Source organism: Nocardioides aurantiacus (assembly GCF_003752505.1).
GTDB lineage: Bacteria > Actinomycetota > Actinomycetes > Propionibacteriales > Nocardioidaceae > Marmoricola > Marmoricola aurantiacus.
This window is the reverse complement of sequence record NZ_RKHO01000001.1, coordinates 3,180,352-3,200,538: the sequence shown is the minus strand read 5'-3', so window position 1 is coordinate 3,200,538 and position 20,187 is coordinate 3,180,352. Positions and strand designations below refer to the sequence as shown.

17 protein-coding genes are annotated in these 20,187 nt (G+C 74.8%); 8 read left to right on the top strand and 9 right to left on the bottom strand.

The window, feature by feature from the left end; genetic code table 11:
- Positions 1 to 37: 37 nt before the first annotated feature.
- From EDD33_RS15510 to EDD33_RS15495, 4 genes are read left to right on the top strand one after another with little or no spacing between them, the layout of a single operon-like run.
- Positions 38 to 400, top strand: a complete 363-nt coding sequence (locus EDD33_RS15510) for a lycopene cyclase domain-containing protein (protein WP_123391893.1) — start codon at positions 38 to 40, stop codon at positions 398 to 400.
- Positions 346 to 747 carry a lycopene cyclase domain-containing protein gene (locus EDD33_RS15505; RefSeq protein ID WP_246003546.1) on the top strand — a complete coding sequence of 134 codons (402 nt, stop codon included), beginning with the start codon at positions 346 to 348 and terminating at the stop codon, positions 745 to 747. Before EDD33_RS15510 ends, EDD33_RS15505 begins: the two co-directional genes overlap by 55 nt.
- Positions 744 to 1,499, top strand: a complete 756-nt coding sequence (locus tag EDD33_RS15500) for a class I SAM-dependent methyltransferase (protein ID WP_123391892.1) — start codon at positions 744 to 746, stop codon at positions 1,497 to 1,499. The genes EDD33_RS15505 and EDD33_RS15500 overlap by 4 nt, the downstream gene beginning before the upstream one ends.
- A complete protein-coding gene (locus tag EDD33_RS15495; RefSeq protein ID WP_123391891.1) occupies positions 1,496 to 3,049 on the top strand; it encodes an FAD-dependent oxidoreductase in 1,554 nt (517 codons plus the stop codon). Before EDD33_RS15500 ends, EDD33_RS15495 begins: the two co-directional genes overlap by 4 nt.
- 270 nt (positions 3,050 to 3,319) lie before the next feature.
- Here EDD33_RS15495 and EDD33_RS20370 read toward each other — a convergent pair whose 3' ends face one another.
- From EDD33_RS20370 to idi, 4 genes are read right to left on the bottom strand one after another with little or no spacing between them, the layout of a single operon-like run.
- Positions 3,320 to 5,206, bottom strand: coding sequence for a DUF5914 domain-containing protein (locus EDD33_RS20370; RefSeq protein ID WP_211332567.1), 1,887 nt, complete (start codon positions 5,204 to 5,206; stop codon positions 3,320 to 3,322).
- Entirely contained in the window at positions 5,203 to 6,705 is a 1,503-nt protein-coding gene (locus tag EDD33_RS15480) for a phytoene desaturase family protein (RefSeq protein WP_123391890.1), read from the bottom strand. The genes EDD33_RS20370 and EDD33_RS15480 overlap by 4 nt, the downstream gene beginning before the upstream one ends.
- 31 nt (positions 6,706 to 6,736) lie before the next feature.
- Positions 6,737 to 7,840, bottom strand: a complete 1,104-nt coding sequence (locus tag EDD33_RS15475) for a polyprenyl synthetase family protein (protein WP_170169844.1) — start codon at positions 7,838 to 7,840, stop codon at positions 6,737 to 6,739.
- On the bottom strand, positions 7,837 to 8,430 hold the full coding sequence (idi, locus tag EDD33_RS15470; protein ID WP_211332566.1) for an isopentenyl-diphosphate Delta-isomerase: 594 nt from the start codon (positions 8,428 to 8,430) through the stop codon (positions 7,837 to 7,839). The genes EDD33_RS15475 and idi overlap by 4 nt, the downstream gene beginning before the upstream one ends.
- 137 nt (positions 8,431 to 8,567) lie before the next feature.
- Between idi and EDD33_RS15465 the strand changes: the two genes are divergently transcribed.
- The 3 genes from EDD33_RS15465 to EDD33_RS15455 all read left to right on the top strand — a co-directional run bounded on the left by EDD33_RS15465 (position 8,568) and on the right by EDD33_RS15455 (position 12,737).
- Positions 8,568 to 9,338: an ABC transporter ATP-binding protein gene (locus EDD33_RS15465; protein WP_123391887.1), complete on the top strand. Its 771-nt coding sequence runs from the start codon at positions 8,568 to 8,570 to the stop codon at positions 9,336 to 9,338.
- 2 nt (positions 9,339 to 9,340) lie between these two features.
- Positions 9,341 to 11,878 (top strand): ABC transporter permease, encoded by a 2,538-nt coding sequence (locus EDD33_RS15460; RefSeq protein ID WP_123391886.1) that lies wholly within the window; start codon positions 9,341 to 9,343, stop codon positions 11,876 to 11,878.
- Positions 11,879 to 11,996: 118 nt separating this feature from the next.
- Positions 11,997 to 12,737, top strand: coding sequence for a GntR family transcriptional regulator (locus EDD33_RS15455; protein ID WP_123391885.1), 741 nt, complete (start codon positions 11,997 to 11,999; stop codon positions 12,735 to 12,737).
- Positions 12,738 to 12,998: 261 nt separating this feature from the next.
- On the opposite strand, the gene EDD33_RS15450 is transcribed toward EDD33_RS15455, so the two are convergent.
- Positions 12,999 to 13,361, bottom strand: a complete 363-nt coding sequence (locus EDD33_RS15450; protein WP_235562023.1) for a hypothetical protein — start codon at positions 13,359 to 13,361, stop codon at positions 12,999 to 13,001.
- 1 nt (position 13,362) lies between these two features.
- Here EDD33_RS15450 and EDD33_RS15445 point away from each other — a divergent pair, with 1 nt between their 5' ends.
- Complete coding sequence (locus EDD33_RS15445; RefSeq protein WP_170169843.1) at positions 13,363 to 14,094, top strand: copper homeostasis protein CutC; 732 nt, start codon at positions 13,363 to 13,365, stop codon at positions 14,092 to 14,094.
- Between the two features lies 1 nt (position 14,095).
- Here EDD33_RS15445 and EDD33_RS15440 read toward each other — a convergent pair whose 3' ends face one another.
- From EDD33_RS15440 to EDD33_RS15425, 4 genes are all read right to left on the bottom strand, one after another.
- Positions 14,096 to 14,662, bottom strand: a complete 567-nt coding sequence (locus EDD33_RS15440; protein WP_123391883.1) for an STM3941 family protein — start codon at positions 14,660 to 14,662, stop codon at positions 14,096 to 14,098.
- Between the two features lie 45 nt (positions 14,663 to 14,707).
- Positions 14,708 to 15,916 carry a phosphoglycerate dehydrogenase gene (gene serA, locus EDD33_RS15435; protein WP_123391882.1) on the bottom strand — a complete coding sequence of 403 codons (1,209 nt, stop codon included), beginning with the start codon at positions 15,914 to 15,916 and terminating at the stop codon, positions 14,708 to 14,710.
- A 278-nt stretch (positions 15,917 to 16,194) separates the two neighbouring features.
- On the bottom strand, positions 16,195 to 17,844 hold the full coding sequence (locus EDD33_RS15430) for a DNA repair helicase XPB (RefSeq protein ID WP_123391880.1): 1,650 nt from the start codon (positions 17,842 to 17,844) through the stop codon (positions 16,195 to 16,197).
- A gap of 130 nt (positions 17,845 to 17,974) precedes the next feature.
- On the bottom strand, positions 17,975 to 20,137 hold the full coding sequence (locus tag EDD33_RS15425; RefSeq protein ID WP_123391879.1) for a helicase-associated domain-containing protein: 2,163 nt from the start codon (positions 20,135 to 20,137) through the stop codon (positions 17,975 to 17,977).
- Positions 20,138 to 20,187: the final 50 nt, after the last annotated feature.

Here is a 20,187-nt window from a genome sequence, read left to right as displayed (position 1 = left end):
GGGTGGTCACGACCACCCGCCTCCTAGGCTGTCCGCGGTGGACCAGTACCAGTACCTCCTGCTGATGGCGGGCTGCCTGCTGCTCACCCTTCCCCTCGAGCTCGTGCTCGGGGCGCGGGTGTGGCGCCGGCCGCGCCGCCTGCTGCTCGCGCTGCTCCCCGTCGTGGTCGTCTACGGCGTCTGGGACGTCGTGGCCATCGCCCGCGGCACCTGGGACTACAGCGAGCGCTACACCACCGGCGTCCTGCTGCCCTTCGAGATGCCGCTGGAGGAGCTCGTCTTCTTCGTCGTCATCCCCATCTGCGGGCTGCTGACCTACGAGGCGGTCGGCAACACCCTGGGCTGGTGGCGAGCCCGGCGGCGTACGACCGCGACGGCGCCGGCCGAGCGGGGTGCCTGATGCTGGAGTACACCGTCTTCGCCGTGCTGTCGGTCGTGGTCGTGGTCGCGCTGGAGCTGCTGTGGTTCCGCACCGGCGTCTTCCGCTCGCTGCAGTACTGGCTCGCGATGGCGATCGTGATGGGCTTCCAGGTGCCCGTCGACGGCTGGCTGACCAAGCTCTCCGACCCGATCGTGCTCTACGAGGAGCGCGAGATGACCGGGTGGCGGATCCCCTGGGACATCCCCGTCGAGGACTTCGCCTTCGGCTTCAGCATGGTCACCCTGACGCTGCTGCTCTGGCTGCGCCTGGGTCACCGCCCTGACCCCACGTCCACCACCACCACGTCCGAGCAGAGGACCCCATGACCACCGCCACCGCCCCCAGCGTCCCCGAGACCTTCGACGGGGTGGCCCCGACGTACGACCTGATGGTCGCCCTCAACCCCGGCTACCACGCCCAGCTGCGCCGGTCCGCCGAGGTGCTCGTGGCCGCGCTGCCGCGGCCCGCCGACCGACCGGTCCGGGTCGTCGACCTCGGGTGCGGCTCGGGCGCCTCGACGCGGGCCCTCGAGGCCGCGCTCCAGGCCGCCGGGGTGCCGCACGAGATCGTCGGCGTCGACGGCTCCGCCGGGATGCTCGAGCAGGCCCGGCGCAAGACGTGGACGAGCCCGGTGCACTTCGTGCAGGACGACGCCGAGCACCTCGACCCCGGCACGTGGGGCCGCTCGCACCTCGACGGCGAGGGCACCGTGGACGGGGTGTTCGCGGCGTACCTCGTGCGCAACGTGACCGCTCGCGACGCGCTGCTGGCCGGGATCGTGCGGCTGCTCGTGCCCGGCGGGGCCGTGGTGGTCCACGAGTACAGCGTCGCCGAGAGCCGCGTCGGCCGGCGGGTCTGGGACGCCGTCTCGTGGGGCGTGGTGGTGCCGCTGGGCCTGCTGACGGCGCCGCGCAGCCCCATCTACCGCTACCTGTGGCGCAGCGTGGTCGACTTCGACAGCACGCACCTGCTGCGCAGCCGGATGGTCGCCGCCGGCCTCGTCGACGTGCGCAGCCGCAGCTTCGGCGGCTGGCAGCGTGGCGTGCTGCACACGTTCGTCGGACGCCGGCCCGCGTGAGCGGAGCCGCCGGACCCGGCTGGCGCCCCGGCCGGGACCGTCGTGCCGAGTGGCACGCCCCTGCGGGCGGGGCGAGCCACGACGGGCAGCGCCACCACGTCGCGGTCGTCGGCGGGGGCATCGCCGGCCTGACCGCCGCCACCGCGCTGGCGGAGCGCGGGGTCCGGGTGACCCTGCTCGAGCGCGGTGACCGCCTGGGCGGCCGGGTGGCCTCGTGGCCGGTCACGGTGGACGGCACCACGACGGCGATGAGCCGCGGGTTCCACGCCTTCTTCCGGCAGTACTACAACCTGCGCTCGCTGCTGCGCCGCACCGACCCCGCGCTGGAGCGGCTGCACGCCGTCGAGGACTACCCGCTCTCGCTCAAGGGCGGCCCCACCGACTCCTTCACCGGCATCGCGCTGACGCCGCCGCTGAACATCATGTCCTTCGTGCTGCGCTCGCCGACCTTCCGGCTCCGAGACCTCGCGGCCGTCGACGTGGGCGCGGCGATGGAGCTGCTCGACGTCGACTTCCCGGCGACGTTCGAGCGCTACGACGGCGTCAGCGCCGCGGCGTACCTCGACCGGCTGCGGTTCCCCGACCAGGCCCGTCACCTGGCGCTCGAGGTGTTCGCCCGGAGCTTCTTCGCCGACGCCCGGGACTTCTCGGCCGGCGAGCTGGTCGCGATGTTCCACTCCTACTTCCTCGGCTCGGCCGAGGGGCTGCTCTTCGACGTGCCGGTCGACGACTACGACACCGCGCTGTGGGCGCCGCTGGGTCGTCACCTCGACGCGCACGGCGCCGAGGTCCGCACCGGCGAGGCCGTCGAGTCGGTCACCTCGGCCGGCGACGGCGCCCTCGACGTGCTCACCGGCGCCGGCTCGACCCGCGTCGACGGGGTCGTCCTCGCGCTCGACCGCACGCCGCTCCAGCAGCTGGTCGCGGCCTCGCCCGGCCTCGGCGACGACGCCTGGCGCGCCTCCCTGGCCGCGCAGCGCTCGGCGCCGCCCTTCGCGGTCTGGCGGCTGTGGCTCGACCGCCGCGTCGCGCCCGGCTCGGCACCGTTCCGCGCCACCAGCGGGTTCGGCCCCCTCGACAACGTCTCGGTCCTCGAGCTGCTCGAGGAGGGCGCCGCGCGCTGGACGGGCGAGCACGACGGCTCGGTGGTGGAGCTGCACGCCTACGCCGTCGACGCGGGCGCCGACGTGCAGGCGCTGCGGGAACGGCTCTGGCGCGAGCTGCTGGTGCTGCACCCCGAGCTCGACGGCGCCCGGATCCGCCACGAGGAGTGGCTCTGGCGCGACGACTGCCCGCTCGTGGGCACCGAGCCGTGGGCCTCCCGACCCGGCGTCGTCACCCCCGACCCACGGGTGGTGCTGGCCGGTGACGGGGTGCGCTGTGAGCTCCCGGTGGCGCTGATGGAGCGGGCGGCCACGACCGGCTTCCAGGCGGCCGACCGGTTGCTGGCGTCGTACGGCGTCACGGGCCACGGTGTCTGGACCGTGCCCACCTCCCACCGCCACCGCGTCGTCCCCGCCCTCGCCCGGCTGCTCGACCGCCGGGGGTAGGTGGGCGGGCGGGCCCGGGCCCGCTTGTAAATCGGCGTTATGGACGCTGGACAAGCGCTGTTCCGGCCCCGGAGCGTCCACAGACCCGCGGTAGTCGCGGTCGGGCCGTCGGTTGGCCCGCGGCGTACGCCGTGAAGCTCTGGGGGAGGGTTGTGGACGGTTTCACGCTGTCAGGACCCGTGTGGAGCGTCCATAACCCCGATTTACATGCCGTACACCGCGCCCGATGACCGGCTCCCGACCGCAAGCCACAACGACCCGAGCCGCGGGTCAGATGCCGTAGTGCTCGCCGCGACGACGCAGCTCGTAGGAGCGCTCGGCGTAGGTGAGGTCGTCGACCCAGAGGCGTCGGGCGACCTTGCGCATCGCGGGGCGCAGCGCCGGGGCGAGGTGGCGGGCGACGGCGAAGCCAGCGCGGTCGGAGGTGGCGATGGTGGCCTCGGTCATCATCGTGCGCGGCCGGCCGTCGGGGCCCGGGCCGAGCGGGGTCGCGTGGGTCTCGACCACGCTGCCGGCGCCCTCGCCCTCGGTGATGGTCATGACGATGGTGCGGGCGTCGGGGCAGGCGAACTCCGCGCGGACCGGCACCCCCCAGGTGCGGCTGAGCCGGAAGGTGACGTCGACGGTCAGCACATGGTCGTCGCTGAGCTCCTCGACCACCGCGAGGTGGCTGAAGGAGTAGGGGTGGAACCACGAGCCGTGCCAGGGGTCGAGCCGGTTGGCGATGATGTCGCGCGGCTCGCAGACGCCCTCGACCTCGATCACGGCGGCGACCGAGTCGAAGGTCTCGGGGCGCGCGGTCAGGCGCGGTCGGGGCAGCGGGGTCTCGCCCTGGGTCGGCAGCCGGACCCAGAGCAGCACGCCGTCGTCGTGGGCGGTGTACGGCGTCCAGCCGGGCGCCCCGTCGGCACCGATCGCCAGGCCGTGCCACCGGCAGTGCAGCTGGTCGCCGAGCACCTCGCAGTCCTCCAGCAGCGCGCCGAGGTGGGGGCAGCTGCCGGGGCCGGCGACGACCCCGGTCGAGGAGCGCCACAGGGTGACCTCGCGCCCGCCGAGCATGCGCACGATCGAGCGGTCGTGCAGGTCGTCGCTGGCGCCGACGACGTACCAGCCGCCGGGGTCCCGGGCGAGCGCGGCGTCGAGCGAGCGAGCGATGCGCCGCGGGGACGCGTCGCGCCAGCTGGGGGCCAGCCGGTCGCGCGGCGGCATCCGGCGCAGCTCGACCGGCACCCGCGACCGCGCCGGGGCCGCCGGGGCCGCGGGTGCTGCGGGGGAGGGCGCCGGCGCCGCGGGGCGCCGGGCGACGACGGTGCGCGCGGCGGTGCCGGCCTTGCGCCAGGTGGGCACCCGGGCCCGCTGGCTGAACACGTCGTAGTCGGACTCCTCGATCTTGTCGAGGATGCCGGAGTAGAGGACCCGGGCGGTGCGCACGCAGCGCTCGGCGGCACCGGTGAGGTGGGCCAGGCCGCGGTCGGCCTCGACGTACAGCTCGCGGTTGCGCTCGATCTCGAAGCGCATCAGCCGGCGCCAGTCCTCGGTGACGGTGCGGGCGGCGGGGTCGGCGCCGAACCGCTCGAGGTCCTCCTGGGGCAGGTAGACCCGGCCGCGGTCGAGGTCCTCGGCGACGTCGCGCAGGAAGTTGGTGAGCTGGAAGGCCAGGCCCAGAGCGCGGGCGGGCTCGAAGGCCGCCGTGCTGCGCGGCTGCAGCACCGGGAGCATCATCTCGCCGATGACGGCCGCCGAGCCGTCCATGTAGCCGAGCAGGTCCTCCCAGCTGCGGTAGCTGCTGGTGTCGAGGTCCTGCGCCATGGCGTCGAAGAACCGGTCGAAGCAGCCGGGGTCGATGCCGCACTCCTCGACGCTGCGGGCCACCGCGGCCAGCACCGGGTCGGGGCTGCCGCCGGTGGCCACGGCCTCGGTGAAGCGGGCCCGGAAGGACGCCAGCTCGGCGCGGGTCTGCGCGGTGTCGCGGCCCAGCGCCACGGCGTCGTCGACGATGTCGTCGGCGAGCCGGCACAGCGCGTAGACGGCGTGCACGTGGCGGCGCTGGGCGGCGGGCAGCAGCGCCGCGCCCCAGAAGTACGTCGTGCCGTGCTTGCGGGTCAGGTCGGCCGCCTGGCGGTAGCCGACCTCGAGCGTCGGGTCGAGCAGGGTCACGAGGCCACCACCGCCTGGCGCCGCGTCGTCGGGAGGTACGCCGTGGCGCGCTGCGCCGCGAGCTTGCCCGAGACCAGCACCATCGGGACGCCCACCCCGGGGGTGGTGCCGGAGCCGGCGAAGAACAGCCCGGGCACCCGCTTCTCCACGTTGGGCGGCCGGAACGGGCCGGTCTGGGCGAAGGTGTGGGCCAGCGCGAACGGCGTGCCCTGGGCCATGCCGTCGGCCTGCCAGTCGAGCGGGTCGACGAGCTCCTCGGCCACGATGTCGGTGGGGTAGCCCTCGGTCTCCAGGAAGCGCAGCAGCGAGTCGCGCATCGGCGCCCGCTGCGCCGACCAGTCGACCTTGCCGGCGAGGTTGGGCACCGGCTCCAGGACGTACATCGTGGTGCCGCCGGGCGCGGCCAGCGAGGGGTCGCTGAGCGAGGGCACCGTGACCAGCCGTGACGGGTCGGGCATCAGCCGGCCCTGGTTGATCAGCGCGTCGAAGGAGCTGTCCCAGGCCTCGCCGAAGTGGATGTTGTGGTGGTCGGTGCCGGGCGCGACCTGGCCGCGGGCGCCGACGTGCCAGACCACCGCGGAGGGGGAGTAGGTGCCGCCCCGCACGACGCGCCCCGGGCGCAGGTCGGGCAGCAGCCGCTCGTAGGCGACGGGCAGGTCGAGCGTGCAGACCACGGCGTCGGCGCGCAGCTGCTCACCCCCGTCGACCTCCACACCGGCCACGCCGCCGTCGACGCCGCGGCGCAGGATCCGGGTCACGGTCTGCCCGTAGCGCAGGTCGACGCCGCCGCGGGTGGCGGCCCGCTCCAGCGAGCGCGGCACCTCGCTCATGCCGCCCTCGGGGAAGTAGACGCCCTCGATGCAGTCCATGTAGGTGATCACGGCGTACAGGCTCAGCGCGGAGCTGGGCGGCAGGCCGGCGTACATCGCCTGGAACGTGAACAGCCGTCGCAGCCGCTCGTCGGAGAAGCGCCGGCGCACGGCCGGGCCGAGCTTGCCGAAGCCGCCCATCGCGACCAGGCGCGCCGCCGCGCCGGGGTTGCGCAGCAGGTCGAGCGGGGAGTCGAAGTTGGTGTCGATGAAGTGCGGCATCTCGATCGCGTAGAGCCGCTGCAGCCAGTCGACGAAGCCGTCGAAGGCCACGGCGTCCTTGCTGCCGCAGGTGCGCTCGATCTCGGCGCGCATCGCCTCGTGGCCGGCGCGGACGTGGATCTCGCTGCCGTCGGCGAAGCGGGCACGGTACGCCGGGTCGAGCTGGCGCAGCGTGATCACGTCGGACAGGTCGCTGCCGGCGGCACGGGTGGCGTCCTCGAGCAGCCCGGGCATGGTCATCACGGTCGGGCCGGTGTCGAAGGTGAAGCCGTCGCGCTCGATGCGGCCGGCGCGACCGCCCGGGATGGTGCCGCGCTCGACGACGACGACCTCGTGGCCGCTGCCGACGAGGTGGCAGGCGGTGGCGAGTCCGGCGAGACCGGCTCCGATGACGACGACAGTGCTCATGGGGAGTCCTCAGGGGGGTGGGGGGTGGCGCTCACCGCTGTCGCCAGGCGACACGGCGGGCGACCTCGGCCAGCCCGGCGACACCCTCGTCGCTGAGCCGGTGGTGGTCGAGGGCGGCGAGGGAGCGGTCGACGCGCTGCTCGACCATCTCCTCCACCTCGTCGCGGACGCCGTCCGCCACCATCGCCTCGGCGAGGGTGACGACGTCGGCCTCGTCGTGGGTCTGGCGGCGCACGCGTCGCAGTGCGGCGGCTCCGGTGCCGCCGAGGCGCTGCTCGGCGAGGGCGAGCAGGACGGTGGACTTGCCCAGGCGCAGGTCGTCGCCGACCGGCTTGCCGGTGGCCTCGGGGCTGCCCCAGACGCCGAGCAGGTCGTCGCGCAGCGCGAACGCCTCGCCGAGGTGGCGGCCGTAGTCGCCCAGCGGCTCCAGGGTCGCGGCATCGGCGCCGGCGACGGTGGCGCCGAGCTCGACGGGCCGCTGGATCGTGTAGGCGCCGGACTTGGCGCGGGCCACCTCGAGCGCCCGGCGCAGCGCGTCGCCGTCGCCGCCGCGGGCGGCGTCGGCGAGGTCACGGGCCTGGCCGCGCACCAGCTCCACGCAGGTGCGTCGCCACAGCCGGCGTACGTCGGACGGCAGCTCGCCCACGAGGTCGTCGGCCTCCGCGTGACCGAGGTCGCCCGCCAGCACCGCGATCGAGTCGCCGTAGCGCTCGGCGTCGTCGTGGCCGTGCGCCGCCCGGTGGCGCTCGGTGGCGAGCACATGGACCGCCGGGCGGCCGCGCCGGGTGCCCGACCGGTCCATCACGTCGTCCTGCGCCAGGGCGAAGGCGTGCAGCAGCTCCAGCGCCGCGCCCACCGCGACCATGTCGTCGTGGGTGCCCGGTGCGGCCTCGGGCACGGCCACCCAGCCCCAGTGGCACAGCAGCGGCCGGAACCGCTTGCCGCCGGCCACCACCAGGTCGCTCAGCAGGTCGGGCACGTCGTGGTCGCCGAGCACCGTGTCGCGTGCCTCCGCGCCGGCGTGCCACTCCTCGCGCAGCGCCGCCAGCCGCTGGTGGAGCAGCGTCTCGACGGCCTGCAGCGAGGCCTCCGCGTCGTGGACCGGCTGCGGGACGGGCGCCAGGGCGGCGTTCACGGTCGCGGGCCGCCCTCGCGGGTCGCGGGCAGCGGGAGGTCGGGACCCAGGGCGCGGACCTGCAGCACCATCCAGGGGCTGAAGACCATCGGGGTGCGGGTCACGGCCTCGTGCAGGTCGGCCCACGGCACCCAGGCGGTCTCGGCCACCTCGGCCGGGTCGGGCCGCAGCGCGAGGTCGGGCTCGACGGCCACGGCGTGGACCGGGCAGATCTCGTTCTCCACCACGCCGCCGGCGTCGACGGCGCGGTAGCGGAAGTCGGGCAGCACCAGCGTCGGCTCGCCCACGTCGACGCCGAGCTCCTCGGCGACGCGGCGGCGGGACGCGGCCGCGGGGGACTCGCCGGGCCGGGGGTGGCCGCAGCAGGAGTTGGTCCAGACGCCGGGCCAGGTGCGCTTGGGCAGCGCGCGCCGGGTGAGCAGCGTGCGGCCCTCGGGGTCGAGCAGGTGCAGCGAGAAGGCGAGGTGCAGCGGCGTGTCGGTGTCGTGCACGGCCAGCCGGGGCGCGGTGCCGGTGGGGGTGCCGTCGTCGTCGAGCAGGACGACGTCGTCGGGGACGGCCGTCGAGGTGGACGCGGGTCGCACGGTCACGGGGCAGAGCTCCTGGGTGGGATGCGGCTACCCCGACCCTAGCCAGCGACCCAACCCGGGCGCACCCGCGCGCCTGCGGGGCCACGCGCGGGACACGCCCCGGGCCCGGCGTGGCGCACCGGGGCAGACTGGACCGCATGGTGGCGGGGGAGGTGGGCGCGGTCCGGGCGGGTCCGGTGGCGCCGGTGGTGGTGGTCCGCGACCTGACCAAGGTCTACGGCACGGGCGCCGGCGAGGTCCGTGCGCTCGACGGGGTGAGCCTGGACCTCGGTGGGGCCGAGTTCACGGCCGTGATGGGTCCCTCCGGCTCGGGCAAGTCGACCCTGATGCACTGCTGCGCGGCGCTGGACACCCCCACGTCGGGCCAGGTGCTGCTGGGCGACGACGACCTCGCGCGGCTCGACGACGCCCGCCTGACGCGGTTGCGCCGCGACCGGATCGGCTTCGTGTTCCAGTCCTTCAACCTGGTCCCGACGCTGTCGGCCGAGGAGAACGTCGCGCTGCCCCTCGCCATCGCGGGCCGTCGTCCCGACCCCGCCTGGTGGGACCTCGTGGTCGACGCCGTCGGGATCGCCGACCGGCTCTCCCACCGGCCGCAGCAGCTCTCCGGCGGCCAGCAGCAGCGGGTGGCCGTGGCCCGGGCGCTGATGAGCCGGCCCACCGTGGTGTTCGCCGACGAGCCGACCGGCAACCTGGACTCCCGGTCGGGCGCGGAGGTGCTGGCCCTGCTGCGGCGGGCCGTCGACGAGTTCGGCCAGTCGATCGTCATGGTCACCCACGACCCGGTCGCCGCCGCGTGGACCGACCGGGTGGTCTTCCTCGCCGACGGCCGCGTCGCCGGCGAGCTGCGCTCGCCCACGCGCGAGACGGTGCTGGCGCGGATGGCCGACCACGAGCGGGGCGCCTGACCGTGCTGCGCGCCGCGTGGCGGAGCCTGCTCGGACGCCGGCTCCGGCTGCTGACCAGCACGCTCGCCATCGTGCTCGGCGTCGCCTTCGTCGCCGGCACGCTGATCTTCACCGACACCCTCGACCGCAGCTTCACCTCCATCTTCGACAGCTCGGTCGGCGACGTCGTCGTGCAGCCCACCGGCGCGGCCAGCAGCGGCTCGGACCGTACGACGCTCACCGTGCCCGCCGGCGTGGTCGCCGACCTGGCCGCGCTCCCGGGGGCCGCCCGCGCCGACGGCCGGGCCTCGGGCTCGGGCGTCTTCGTGGTCGGCGCCAACGGCCGGGTGGTCGGCGGCCAGGGCGCCCCCGGCATCTGGCGCAACGACTCCACGGCCCCGGCCGCCGGCGGCGTCGAGCCGCTGCAGGTGCTCCGGGGACGCTCCCCCCGCGGGGAGCAGGAGGTGGCCGTCGACACCGCTACCGCCCGCCGGGCCGGCTACGCGCTCGGCGACCGCGTCCGGCTGGTCAGCGTCGGCGAGCGGGCGCTGCTCACCCCGACGCTGGTCGGGCTGGCCGGCTTCCCCGACGGTGGTTCGCTCAACGGGGCCAGCGTGGCCCTGTTCGACACGGCGACCACCCAGCGGCTCTTCCTCGAGGACCGCGACGTCTTCACCAGCGTATGGGTCACCGCACGTCCCGGGGTGAGCCAGGACGAGCTGCGCGCGCAGGTGGCGCGGGTGCTCCCCGACGGGCTCACCGCCCAGACCGGGGAGAGGGCCGCGGCCGCCTCCGCCAGCGGGCTGCTGGAGGCGATCTCGTTCCTCACGGTGTTCCTGCTCGTCTTCGCCGGGATCGCGCTGGTGGTCGGCTCGTTCCTCATCGTCAACACCTTCTCGATGCTGGTGGCGCAGCGCAGCCGCGAGCTGGCGCTGCTGCGCGCCCTGGGCGCCTCGCGCGGCCAGGTCACCCGGTCGGTGCTCTTCGAGGCGCTGGTGGTCGGGCTGCTCGGCAGCGCGGTGGGGCTGGGTCTCGGCGTGCTCCTGGCGCTCGGCATCCAGGCGCTGTTCTCCCGGCTGGGGCTCGACCTCAGCTCGCAGCCCCTGGTCGTGGAGACGCGTACGCCGGTCGCCGCCCTCGGCGTCGGGGTGCTGGTCACCGTCGTCGCGGCGTACCTCCCCGCCCGTCGCTCGGCGCGGATCGCCCCGGTCGCCGCACTGCGCGACGACGTGGCGATGCCGGAGTCGACGCTGCGGCTGCGCGGCTGGGCCGGGCTGCTGCTGGTGCTGGCCGGAGCGGCCCTCGGGGCGGTCGGCCTGCTGGCCGCGGTGTCGCAGCCCGGCTACTGGGTCGGGGTCGGGGCGCTGCTGGCGATCCTCGGGGTCGCCGCGGCCAGCCCGGTGCTCGCCCGGCCGTTCCTGCGCGTCGTGGGCGCGGCGTACACCCGGGGCTTCGGGACGGTCGGTCGCCTGGCCGGCGAGAACGCGCTGCGCAACCCGCGCCGCACCGCCGCCACCGCGTCGGCGCTGATGATCGGGCTGACCCTGGTCACCACGATGTCGGTGGCGGGCAGCTCGGCCGGGGCCAGCGTCGACCGCACCGTGGCCCGCAGCTTCCTCGGCGACGTCGTGGTCAGCAACGCGGTGGGCCAGCCGTTCAGCGCCGAGGTGGCCTCGCGCGTCGAGGGGGTCGAGGGCGTCGGGTCGGTGACCCGGCTGCGGACCGCGGAGAGCCGCACCGACGAGGGCCGCGCCTTCCTGACCGCCGCCGACCCGCGCACGCTGCCCGACGTGCTGCGGCTCGACCTGGTCGCCGGGTCGCTCGCGGACCTGCGCGGCGACACCCTGCTGGTGGGCGAGGAGAGGGCGCGCGAGGAGGGCCTGGCGGTCGGCGACGAGGTCACCTTCCGCTTCCCCAGCGGCCCGCGCGAGCTCCGGGTCGTGGGCATCCACGACGCGACCGTCGCGGGCTACCTGACGACGCTGCAGGTGCTGCGCGAGGGCGGCTACCCGCCGGAGGACTCCGCGCTGCTGGTCGCCGTCGCCCCGGGAGCGGACGCCGCCGCCGTCAAGACCGGCATCGAGGACGTCACCGCCGACCTGCCGATCCTCACCGTCAAGGACCAGGTGGAGTACGCCGCGGAGCAGCGCGAGCCGATCGACCGGCTGGTGCTGATGATCTACGCCCTGCTCGGCCTGGCGCTGGTGATCGCCGTGCTGGGGGTCGTGAACACCCTGGGCCTGTCGGTGGTCGAGCGCACCCGCGAGATCGGCCTGCTGCGCGCCATCGGTGTCGACCGTCGGCAGCTGCGGCGGATGATCGGGCTGGAGTCGGTGGCGATCGCGGTGCTGGGGGCGCTCCTCGGGCTGGGCCTCGGCCTGGTCTTCGGGCTGGCGCTGATGCAGTCGCTGCGCGACGAGGGCCTGGAGGTGACCCGGGTGCCCTGGTGGAGCCTGGCGGGCTACCTGCTCGCCGCGGTCGTCATCGGCCTGGTCGCCGCGGTGCTGCCGGCCCGCCGGGCCGCGCGGCTGGACGTCCTCGACGCGGTGTCCCACGAGTGATGACGCCGATCACCCCGTCCGGACCAAGATTTTCGGGCCCGAGCGCCCACGGCGGCACCGACCCCGGCTAGGTTGCTCGGGTGGCACGCTGGACCGACCCGGAGAAGGAGTCACCGACGTGACAGAGGAGCGCTCGACGCGCGGCGGGGGCCGTCGTGGCCGCAAGCACGTGCTCGTCCGCGAGTACGTCAGGTCGGTGATCGTCAGCGCCGAGCCGGGCACGCCCGCCCCCTCGGAGCGCGACCTGGCCGAGCAGTTCGGGGTCGCCCGGATGACCGTGCGGCACGCCATCGACGCGCTCGTGGCCCAGGGGCTGCTCGAGCGGGTGGCCGGCCGCGGCACCTTCGTGACCAAGCCGCTGATCGACATGCAGATGCGGCTCTCGGCGTACACCGAGGAGATGGAGCGGCGCGGCAAGAAGCCGGAGTCCAAGACCCTCCTCGCCCGGCGCGAGAGCGCCGGCCCCGGCGTGGCCCGCGCGCTGGAGATCGAGGAGGGGTCCTCGATCGTCCACTGGCAGCGGCTCCGCCTCGCCGACGGCGTGCCGATGGCGATCCAGCACGTCTACCTCTCGCTCGACCTGTTCCCGACCTTCCTCGACGAGGCCCTGCCCAGCAGCCTCTACTTCTGGTTCGCCATGCGCGACCTGATGCCCACCTGGGGCGAGGACTCGGTGCTGGCGGGCATCGCCACCGAGGACGAGACCGAGCACCTCGAGCTCGAGCCCGGCGCGCCGGTGCTGCACATCTCACGGCGGGCGTTCTGCCGCGAGAACGTCGTCGAGGTGACGCGCAGCGTCTACCGCGCCGACCGCTACACGCTGTGGGTGCCGGTGCTCCGGCCCGAGCACCTGCGCTGAGAGGCGGCGGGGGGCGCGGCGGCGCGTCGTACGGCATGTAGATCGGGTGATGGACGCTCCACGGGCTGTGCCGGTCCCGAACCGTCCACAACCCTCGCCAAGACCCATGCTGGGTACGCCGCGGGGTCCGCAGGATGCGCGTGGCCCGCCCGCGCCTCTGAACAGGATCTACCGCGGGTCTGTGGACTCCTTCGTGCCGGATCAACGCCTGATGAGCGTCCATAACCCCGATTTACAAGGGGGAACCCGACCCGCCTCGCGCTAGCCCGCCCGGGTCGTGGGCAGCTCGCCCACGGGGGCCACGGCGGTCTGGGAGACCTCGCAGACCCAGGTCGGCTCGGGGCCGCCGAGGTCGGGCTGCACGTGGACCGGGTGGGGGTCGGCGTGGTCGCACCAGTGGCACAGCGGCCACCGGCCGCGGGAGTCGAGCAGCGCGTCCTGCACGTCCTGCGCCACCAGGCCGACGACGAAGTCGCGGCCCTCGGCCCACTGCTCGAGCCACCACCCCCGGTCGGCGAGGGCGGACTCGAGGAGAGACACCGAGGCCGCGTCGGCCACCCCGCTGGCCTCCAGGTCGTGCAACACCAGGGCGCGTGCCGCCATGACGGGGTCGGGGGATGTCACGATGACCATTGTGACCCCTGACCCCGCACGCCTCGACGTCGTCGTCACGCGCGGACGCGACGCGGCGCCCGCCCAGGCCGGTGGCGCCGACCGGCTGCTGCTCGGCTCGTTCCCTGGCGGGGCCCCTGACCAGGGCCACCACTCGCCCGAGCCGGCCCTGCTCTCGACCGTCGTGCGCGAGACCGACCTGCCCGTGTGGGTGGTGCTGCGCCACGACGAGCTGCCCTTCCACCGGTTGGTGGCGCTCGGGGCGACGTACCTCGAGCTCGGGGCCGCCGGCCTCGCCTTCGGCTTCCTCGACCGTGACCTCGAGGTCGACGGTGCCTCCTGTGCGGAGATGTCGCGCGAGCTCGGCCACGTGCCGTGGCTGTTCGACGGCTTCGACGCGACCCTGGAGCAGCGCACCGCCTGGCGCGACGTGCGCCACCTGCCCGGGCTCGACGGCGTGGTCACCGCCGGGTCCACCCGCGGGCTCGACCACGGCGCCGAGGAGCTGCTGGCCCGGCTCCACACCGACCCCTCGCTCGCCCCGCTCGTGGTCGCCGGTGGCGGCCTGACGCCGGCGCTGGTGCCGTGGCTCGCGCGTGCCGGCGTACGCCGCTTCGCCGTCGGGGCCTCGGCCCGTGAGGGCGGCTCGTGGAACCGCGCGTCGGTCGACGCCACCCGGGTACGCACCTGGCGGATGCTGCTCGACGACGCCGTGGACCTCGCGCTGGGCGTGCCGGCCGGCTAGGTCAGCCCGACCGACTGCGGCGGGCCCAGGCGGCGTGGCTGCGCCAGTGGTGCAGCAGGGCCACGGTCTGGCTGACCCGTGGTCGCAGCGGCCCGAGCTGGAGCGTCACCGGGCTGCCGTGGCGTCGCTGCCGAAGGCGCAGCGAGCCGCGTCGGTGGGACGGCACCCGCCGCAGGACCGCCTCGGGGTCGCGCACCCGGACGACGACGTGCTCGCTGCCGAGCCTGATCCGGGTCACCTCCTCCCACGGGACGAGGCCGGTGGCGTCCCAGGTCCAGGTCGTGGTGATGCCGCGCTCGTCGACCCGGAGCAGCGGCAGCCGCAGCAGCGCCCGCACCAGGAACCAGGCGCCGGCCGGGCCGGCGAGGGCAGCGGCGACCACGGCAGCGACCACACCCGCACCCGCCCGCGGGCTGCCGGTCGCGGTCAACCAGCCACCGGCGACCAGCCAGACCAGTCCGGCGGCGGTCGCGAGCCCCACCACGGCTGCGACCAGGTCCTGGCCGAGCGGCGACCTCACGAGCAGGGGCTCGGGTTGCTCGGAGGCACGGAGGTGGGGACCGCTCACCCGGACATGGTGCCGCACCGAGGGCGGTCGCGGGCGGCGTACGGCTCAGGCGTGGTGGGTGCGCAACCAGATCGTCGACGCCGCGTCGCGCAGGCCGGCGATAGCGGCGTCCGACAGCGCCGTCTCGACGTCGGTGACGACGTAGCCCTGCTCGCCGCGCGTGGCGAGGTACTGCGCGGTCACGTTGGCCTGCTGCTCGGCCAGGACCTGGTTGACCGAGGCGAGGACGCCGGGGATGTTGTGGTGCAGCAGCGCGATCCGTGAGCCGTGCGTGAGCGCGGGGACCGGCACCTCGGGCAGGTTGACCGACAGCTCGGTGCTGCCGCCGGCGTGGTAGCGCGAGAGCTTGCCGGAGACGAAGTAGCCGATCTCCTCCTGCGCCTCCTGCGTCGACCCGCCGACGTGGGGGGTGAGGATGACGTTGGGCAGCCCGCGCAGCGCCGACTCGAACTCGTCGCCCTGCGCCTTGGGCTCGACCGGGAACACGTCGAGCGCGGCGCCGGCGATGTGGCCCGAGAGGATGTGCTCGCGCAGCGCGACGTCGTCGACGACCATGCCGCGGGCGGCGTTGATGAACAGCGAGCGCGGCTTCATCTGCGCGAACTGCGCGGCGCCGAACATGCCGGCGTTGCCCGGGCGCCCGTCGACGTGCAGCGAGACCACGTCGGCCTCCTCGAGCAGCTGCTCCATGGTGGAGACGCGGCGGGCGTTGCCGTGGGCGAGCCGGTCGGCGGTGTCGAAGAAGATCACCCGCAGGCCCATCGACTCCGCGAGGTTGGACAGCTGGGTGCCGATGTTGCCGTAGCCGATGATGCCGAGCGTGCGGCCGCGGACCTCGTGGCTGCCCTGCGCCGACTTGTCCCAGACGCCGGCGTGCATCTTCTCGGTCTTCTCCGGGAGCCGGCGGGCCAGCGCGATGATCTCGCCGATCACCAGCTCCACGACGCTGCGCGTGTTGGAGTACGGCGCGTTGAACGCCGCCACGCCGCGAGCCGCCGCGGCCGCCAGGTCGATCTGGTTGGTGCCGATGCAGAACGCGCCGATCGCCCGCAGGTCGGGGCAGGCGTCCAGCACGCGCTCGGTGACCTTGGTGTTGGACCGGATCCCCACCATGGTCTTGCCCTGCAGCGCCTCGATCAGGTCGTCCTCGCCCAACGAACCGGCGCGGGTGTGCACCAGCACGTCGTTGCGCTCGAACACCTCGGTCGCGACGGGGTGGATGTTCTCGAGCAGGAGGACTTCGGGCTTGGTCACGGCCCCGAGTTTACGGCCGTCGAGGATCTCTCCCGACCGGGTCCAGGGTGTGGGAGTGGGGGTGCGACCGGTGACCGGCGGACTCGTCGCGGTCCTGGTCCGGCCCGAGTGGCGGTGGTGCGGGCGCCCGGTGGCGCCTCCTGCACGGATGCGTACCCAAGCCGCCAACCCGCCTGGTTCGTGTCCGGGTTCGTCCGACTCTGCCGGCTAGGTGGATGAGTTGGGTACTCATCCGTGCAGATCACCGGGCTCGGACCGGCCCGACGTACCCAGCCGCCTCAGAGGTCGCCGGCGTCGAGGATCCGGTAGGCGTAGCCCTGCTCGGCGAGGAAGCGCTGGCGGTTCTGGGCGAAGTCGGCGTCGACGGTGTCGCGGGACACGATCGTGTAGAACCGGGCAGGCTTCTGGGTGCCGTCGGCGCCCTTGGCCTTGGGGCGCAGCAGCCGGCCGAGGCGCTGGGCCTCCTCTTGGCGGGAGCCGAAGGAGCCGCTGACCTGGATCGCGACGGCGGCACCGGGGAGGTCGACGGAGAAGTTGGCGACCTTGGAGACGACCAGCAGCGGGATCTCCCCGTGGCGGAAGCCCTCGAAGAGCCGCTCGCGCTCCTTCACGCTCGTCTCGCCCTTGATCACGGGGGCATCGAGGTGGGCGGCGAGCTCGTCGAGCTGGTCGAGGTACTGGCCGATCACCAGCGTCGGCTCGCCCGGGTGCTGGGAGACGAGGTGCTCGGCGACCTTGACCTTCTCGTGGGTGCAGCTGGCGAGGCGGTAGCGCTCCTCGGGCTCGGCGGTGGCGTAGGCCAGCCGCTCGGAGTCGGGCAGCGTCACCCGCACCTCGACGCAGTCAGCGGGAGCGATCCAGCCCTGGCTCTCGATGTCCTTCCAGGGGGCGTCGTAGCGCTTCGGGCCGATCAGGCTGAACACGTCGCCCTCACGGCCGTCCTCGCGCACCAGGGTGGCGGTGAGGCCGACGCGGCGACGGGCCTGGAGGTCGGCGGTCATCCGGAAGATCGGGGCGGGCAGCAGGTGGACCTCGTCGTAGACGATCAGGCCCCAGTCCTTGGCGTCGAGCAGCTCGAGGTGGGGGTAGACGCCCTTGCGACGCATCGTGAGCACCTGGTACGTCGCGATGGTGACCGGCTTGACCTCCTTCTTGGCGCCGGAGTACTCGCCGATCTCGTCCTCGGTGAGCGACGTGCGGCGCACCAGCTCGCTCTTCCACTGCCGGGCACTGACGGTGTTGGTGACCAGGATCAGCGTGGTCGCCTTGGCCTGGGCCATCGCGGCCGCACCGACGAGGGTCTTGCCGGCGCCGCAGGGCAGCACCACGACGCCGGAGCCGCCGTGCCAGAACGACTCGGCCGCCTCGCGCTGGTAGGGGCGCAGCTGCCAGTCGGCCTGGTCGAGCTCGATCGGGTGGGCCTCGCCGTCGACGTACCCCGCGAAGTCCTCGGCGGGCCAGCCGAGCTTGAGCAGCGCCTGTTTGAGGTTGCCGCGCTGGCTGGGGTGGACGGCGACGTTCTCCGGGTCCAGCCGCTCGCCGAGCATGCCGGAGACCTTCTTGGAGCGGATCACCTCCTCGAACACCGCGCGGTCGGAGCTGGAGAGCACCAGGCCGTGGACGGGGTGCTTGTCGAGGCGGATCCTGCCGTAGCGGTCCATCGTCTCGGCGACGTCGACCAGCAGCGCGTGGGGCACGGCGTAGCGGCTGAAGGTGAGCAGCACGTTGACGACCTGCTCGGCGTCGTGGCCCGCGGCGCGGGCGTTCCACAGCCCGAGCGGGGTGAGCCGGTAGGTGTGGATGTGCTCGGGGCTGCGCTCGAGCTCGGCGAACGGCGCGATCGCCTTGCGGGCGGCGTCGGCCTGCTCGTGGTCGACCTCGAGGAGGAGGGTCTTGTCCGACTGGACGATGAGGGGGCCGTCGTTCACCGCTCGAGCCTACGGAGGGGGCGTGCGGGGCGTACTCATCGGTGACCTGTCAGCCGTCCTGGGGACATGTCCGCCGTCACGACAGCGGACATGTCCCCGATCACCCGGACGTCCGGGTGATCGGGAGCGGCTACCCCGGCTGGCGGGTGACGGCGGTGATGCGGTGGACGGCGAAGGTGCGGTCGGCGTCGCTGCGCTCGTCGTACGCCGTGAGCTGGCCGCCCTCGACGCGGACGGGCGTCACGACGCGCTCGGCGACGGTGCCGTCGTTGCCGACGTAGCCGATGACCAGCTCGCCGCGGGTCTCGACGGCCTCGCGGAGCAGGGCGATCACGTCGGCGGGGGTGGAGGCGCTCAGGGTGCGCCCGGTCCGGGTGCGGGTGGTGCGGTCGCCGGAGCGGACGGCTGCGACCACGGCGCCGGTGCGGGCGGCGGTGCGGACCGCCGGCGGGGAGCCGCGTCGCGGGGCGCGGGCCCGGAAGACGTCGGGGCGGGCGACCTGGACGGTGCCGTCGGCGGCCTCGACGACGGGCGCGAGGCCGAGCTCGCGGAGCCGGGGCAGGAGCGTGCCGAGCGCGACGTCGGAGACCAGCACCGTCGGGGCGAGCCGGCGCAGCCGCAGCGTGGCCGCGCCGGGGGCGTGGAGCAGCTCGGTCAGCGCGGTCTCGTCGTCGCTGCGCAGGAACGACTCGGCGCGGCCGGCGCGCAGCGTGCCGAACCGGCGCGAGACGTCGTCGACGAGGTAGGTCAGCGACTGCGGCACGGGGGTGCGCGAGACGCTGCCGACGAAGTCGTGGACCTCGGCCGCGGACCAGCCCGCGTCGAAGGCGCGTCGCACCGAGGAGCCGGCGAAGCGGTAGACGGTGGCGCCGCCGCGCGACTCGACGTCGGCCACCATCGCCAGCCGCCGCGCGACGTCGTGCTCGAGCGGACCCGGGGCGACGGCGGTGAGGTCGGCCTGGAGCAGCACCTGGTCGACGGGGGTCGGCAGCAGCGCGGCGAGGGCGTCGACGACCTCGCCCTGCTCGTCGCCGGCGAGCAGGCGGCGCGCGTGGTCGGGCGGGCCGTCGAGCCCGGTGAGCCCCAGCAGCGCGGCCTGGGCGAGCAGCGGGGCGACCTGCTGCCAGCGCGACGCGGGCCGGCGGGGGCGACGCCAGCGCAGCCGCTCGACGAGCGACGGGACACCGGTGACCGGGGCCAGCACCTCGCCCGGCGGCAGCGTCGCCAGCTCGGCGAGCACGTCGTGGCGCAGGTCGCGCAGCCAGCTGCGCTCGAGGTCGGGGGAGAGGGCGTTGACGGGCTTGTCGGCCACGCGGGCGCCGACGAGCGAGACCAGGCGCGGCGAGTCGAGCCAGGCCCGCGCCAGCCGCAGCCAGCGGTGGGCGGCGTCGCCGACCAGCCACGCGTCGTACGCCTCGGTCGGCAGCCAGGCCCCGTCGAGGTCGTCGGTCATGCCCTGGGCGAGCAACCCGGCGGCGGCGGCGGTCTCGACGACCAGGGCGGCGACGTCGCTCTCGACGTGGAGCAGCCCGGTGGTCGCCTTCAGCTCGCGGACGCCGAGGCCGCCGCCCTTGAGCGCCGGTGGGGCGTGGGTGCCCCAGCGGTCGAGGAGCAGCTCGGTGCGTCGTACGGCCTCGAAGGCGGCGCCGGCGGCGGCCCGGTCGACGAGCGCCGCGCCCCGGTCGGAGGTGGCCAGGGCGGGCGGGGCGTCGAGCGGGTGCTCGGCGGCGGCGTACCACCCGAGCCGGACGGTCCACGGCACCACGACGTGGCGCTCGTCGCGCCGGGCCAGCAGGCCCGCGGCGACGAGGTCGGCGGTCGGGCCGGGGCGCCCGCCCCAGCGGCCGTCGGCCAGGGTGGTCACGAGGTGGTCGAGGATGGCCCGGGCCTGCGGGTCGAGGCCCGCGAGCAGGTCGGGGACGCGCGCGGCGTCGGGACCGGGGGGCACGGCGAGCAGGTCGGTGACCACGCTGACCGGCCGCGAGGGGGTGCCCCACACCAGCGCCAGCAGGTCGAGCCGGTCGAGCGCCGCGTCGACCGACCCGGCGGCCGCCGGCAGGTCGTGGGGGTCGGTCTGCTGCACCAGCGCCTGCAGCACGGTCAGCTCGAGCAGGTCGAGGCCGTCGAGCGCGCGCAGCACCGAGCTGCGGACCACCACCCGCGCGGCGAGCTGCGAGGAGTCGTGCGGCGCCGGGGTGGCGAGGTCGGGACGGGCGAGGAGGAGCGCCGCCAGCCGCTCGTCGGGCCAGCCGCGGAGCTGGTCGGCGAGGGAGCGGGGGGCGGCGGTGGACATCCGTCGAATTCTACGGGCCCGCTCGTGGGGTCGTCGCCCCGCGAGCGTCG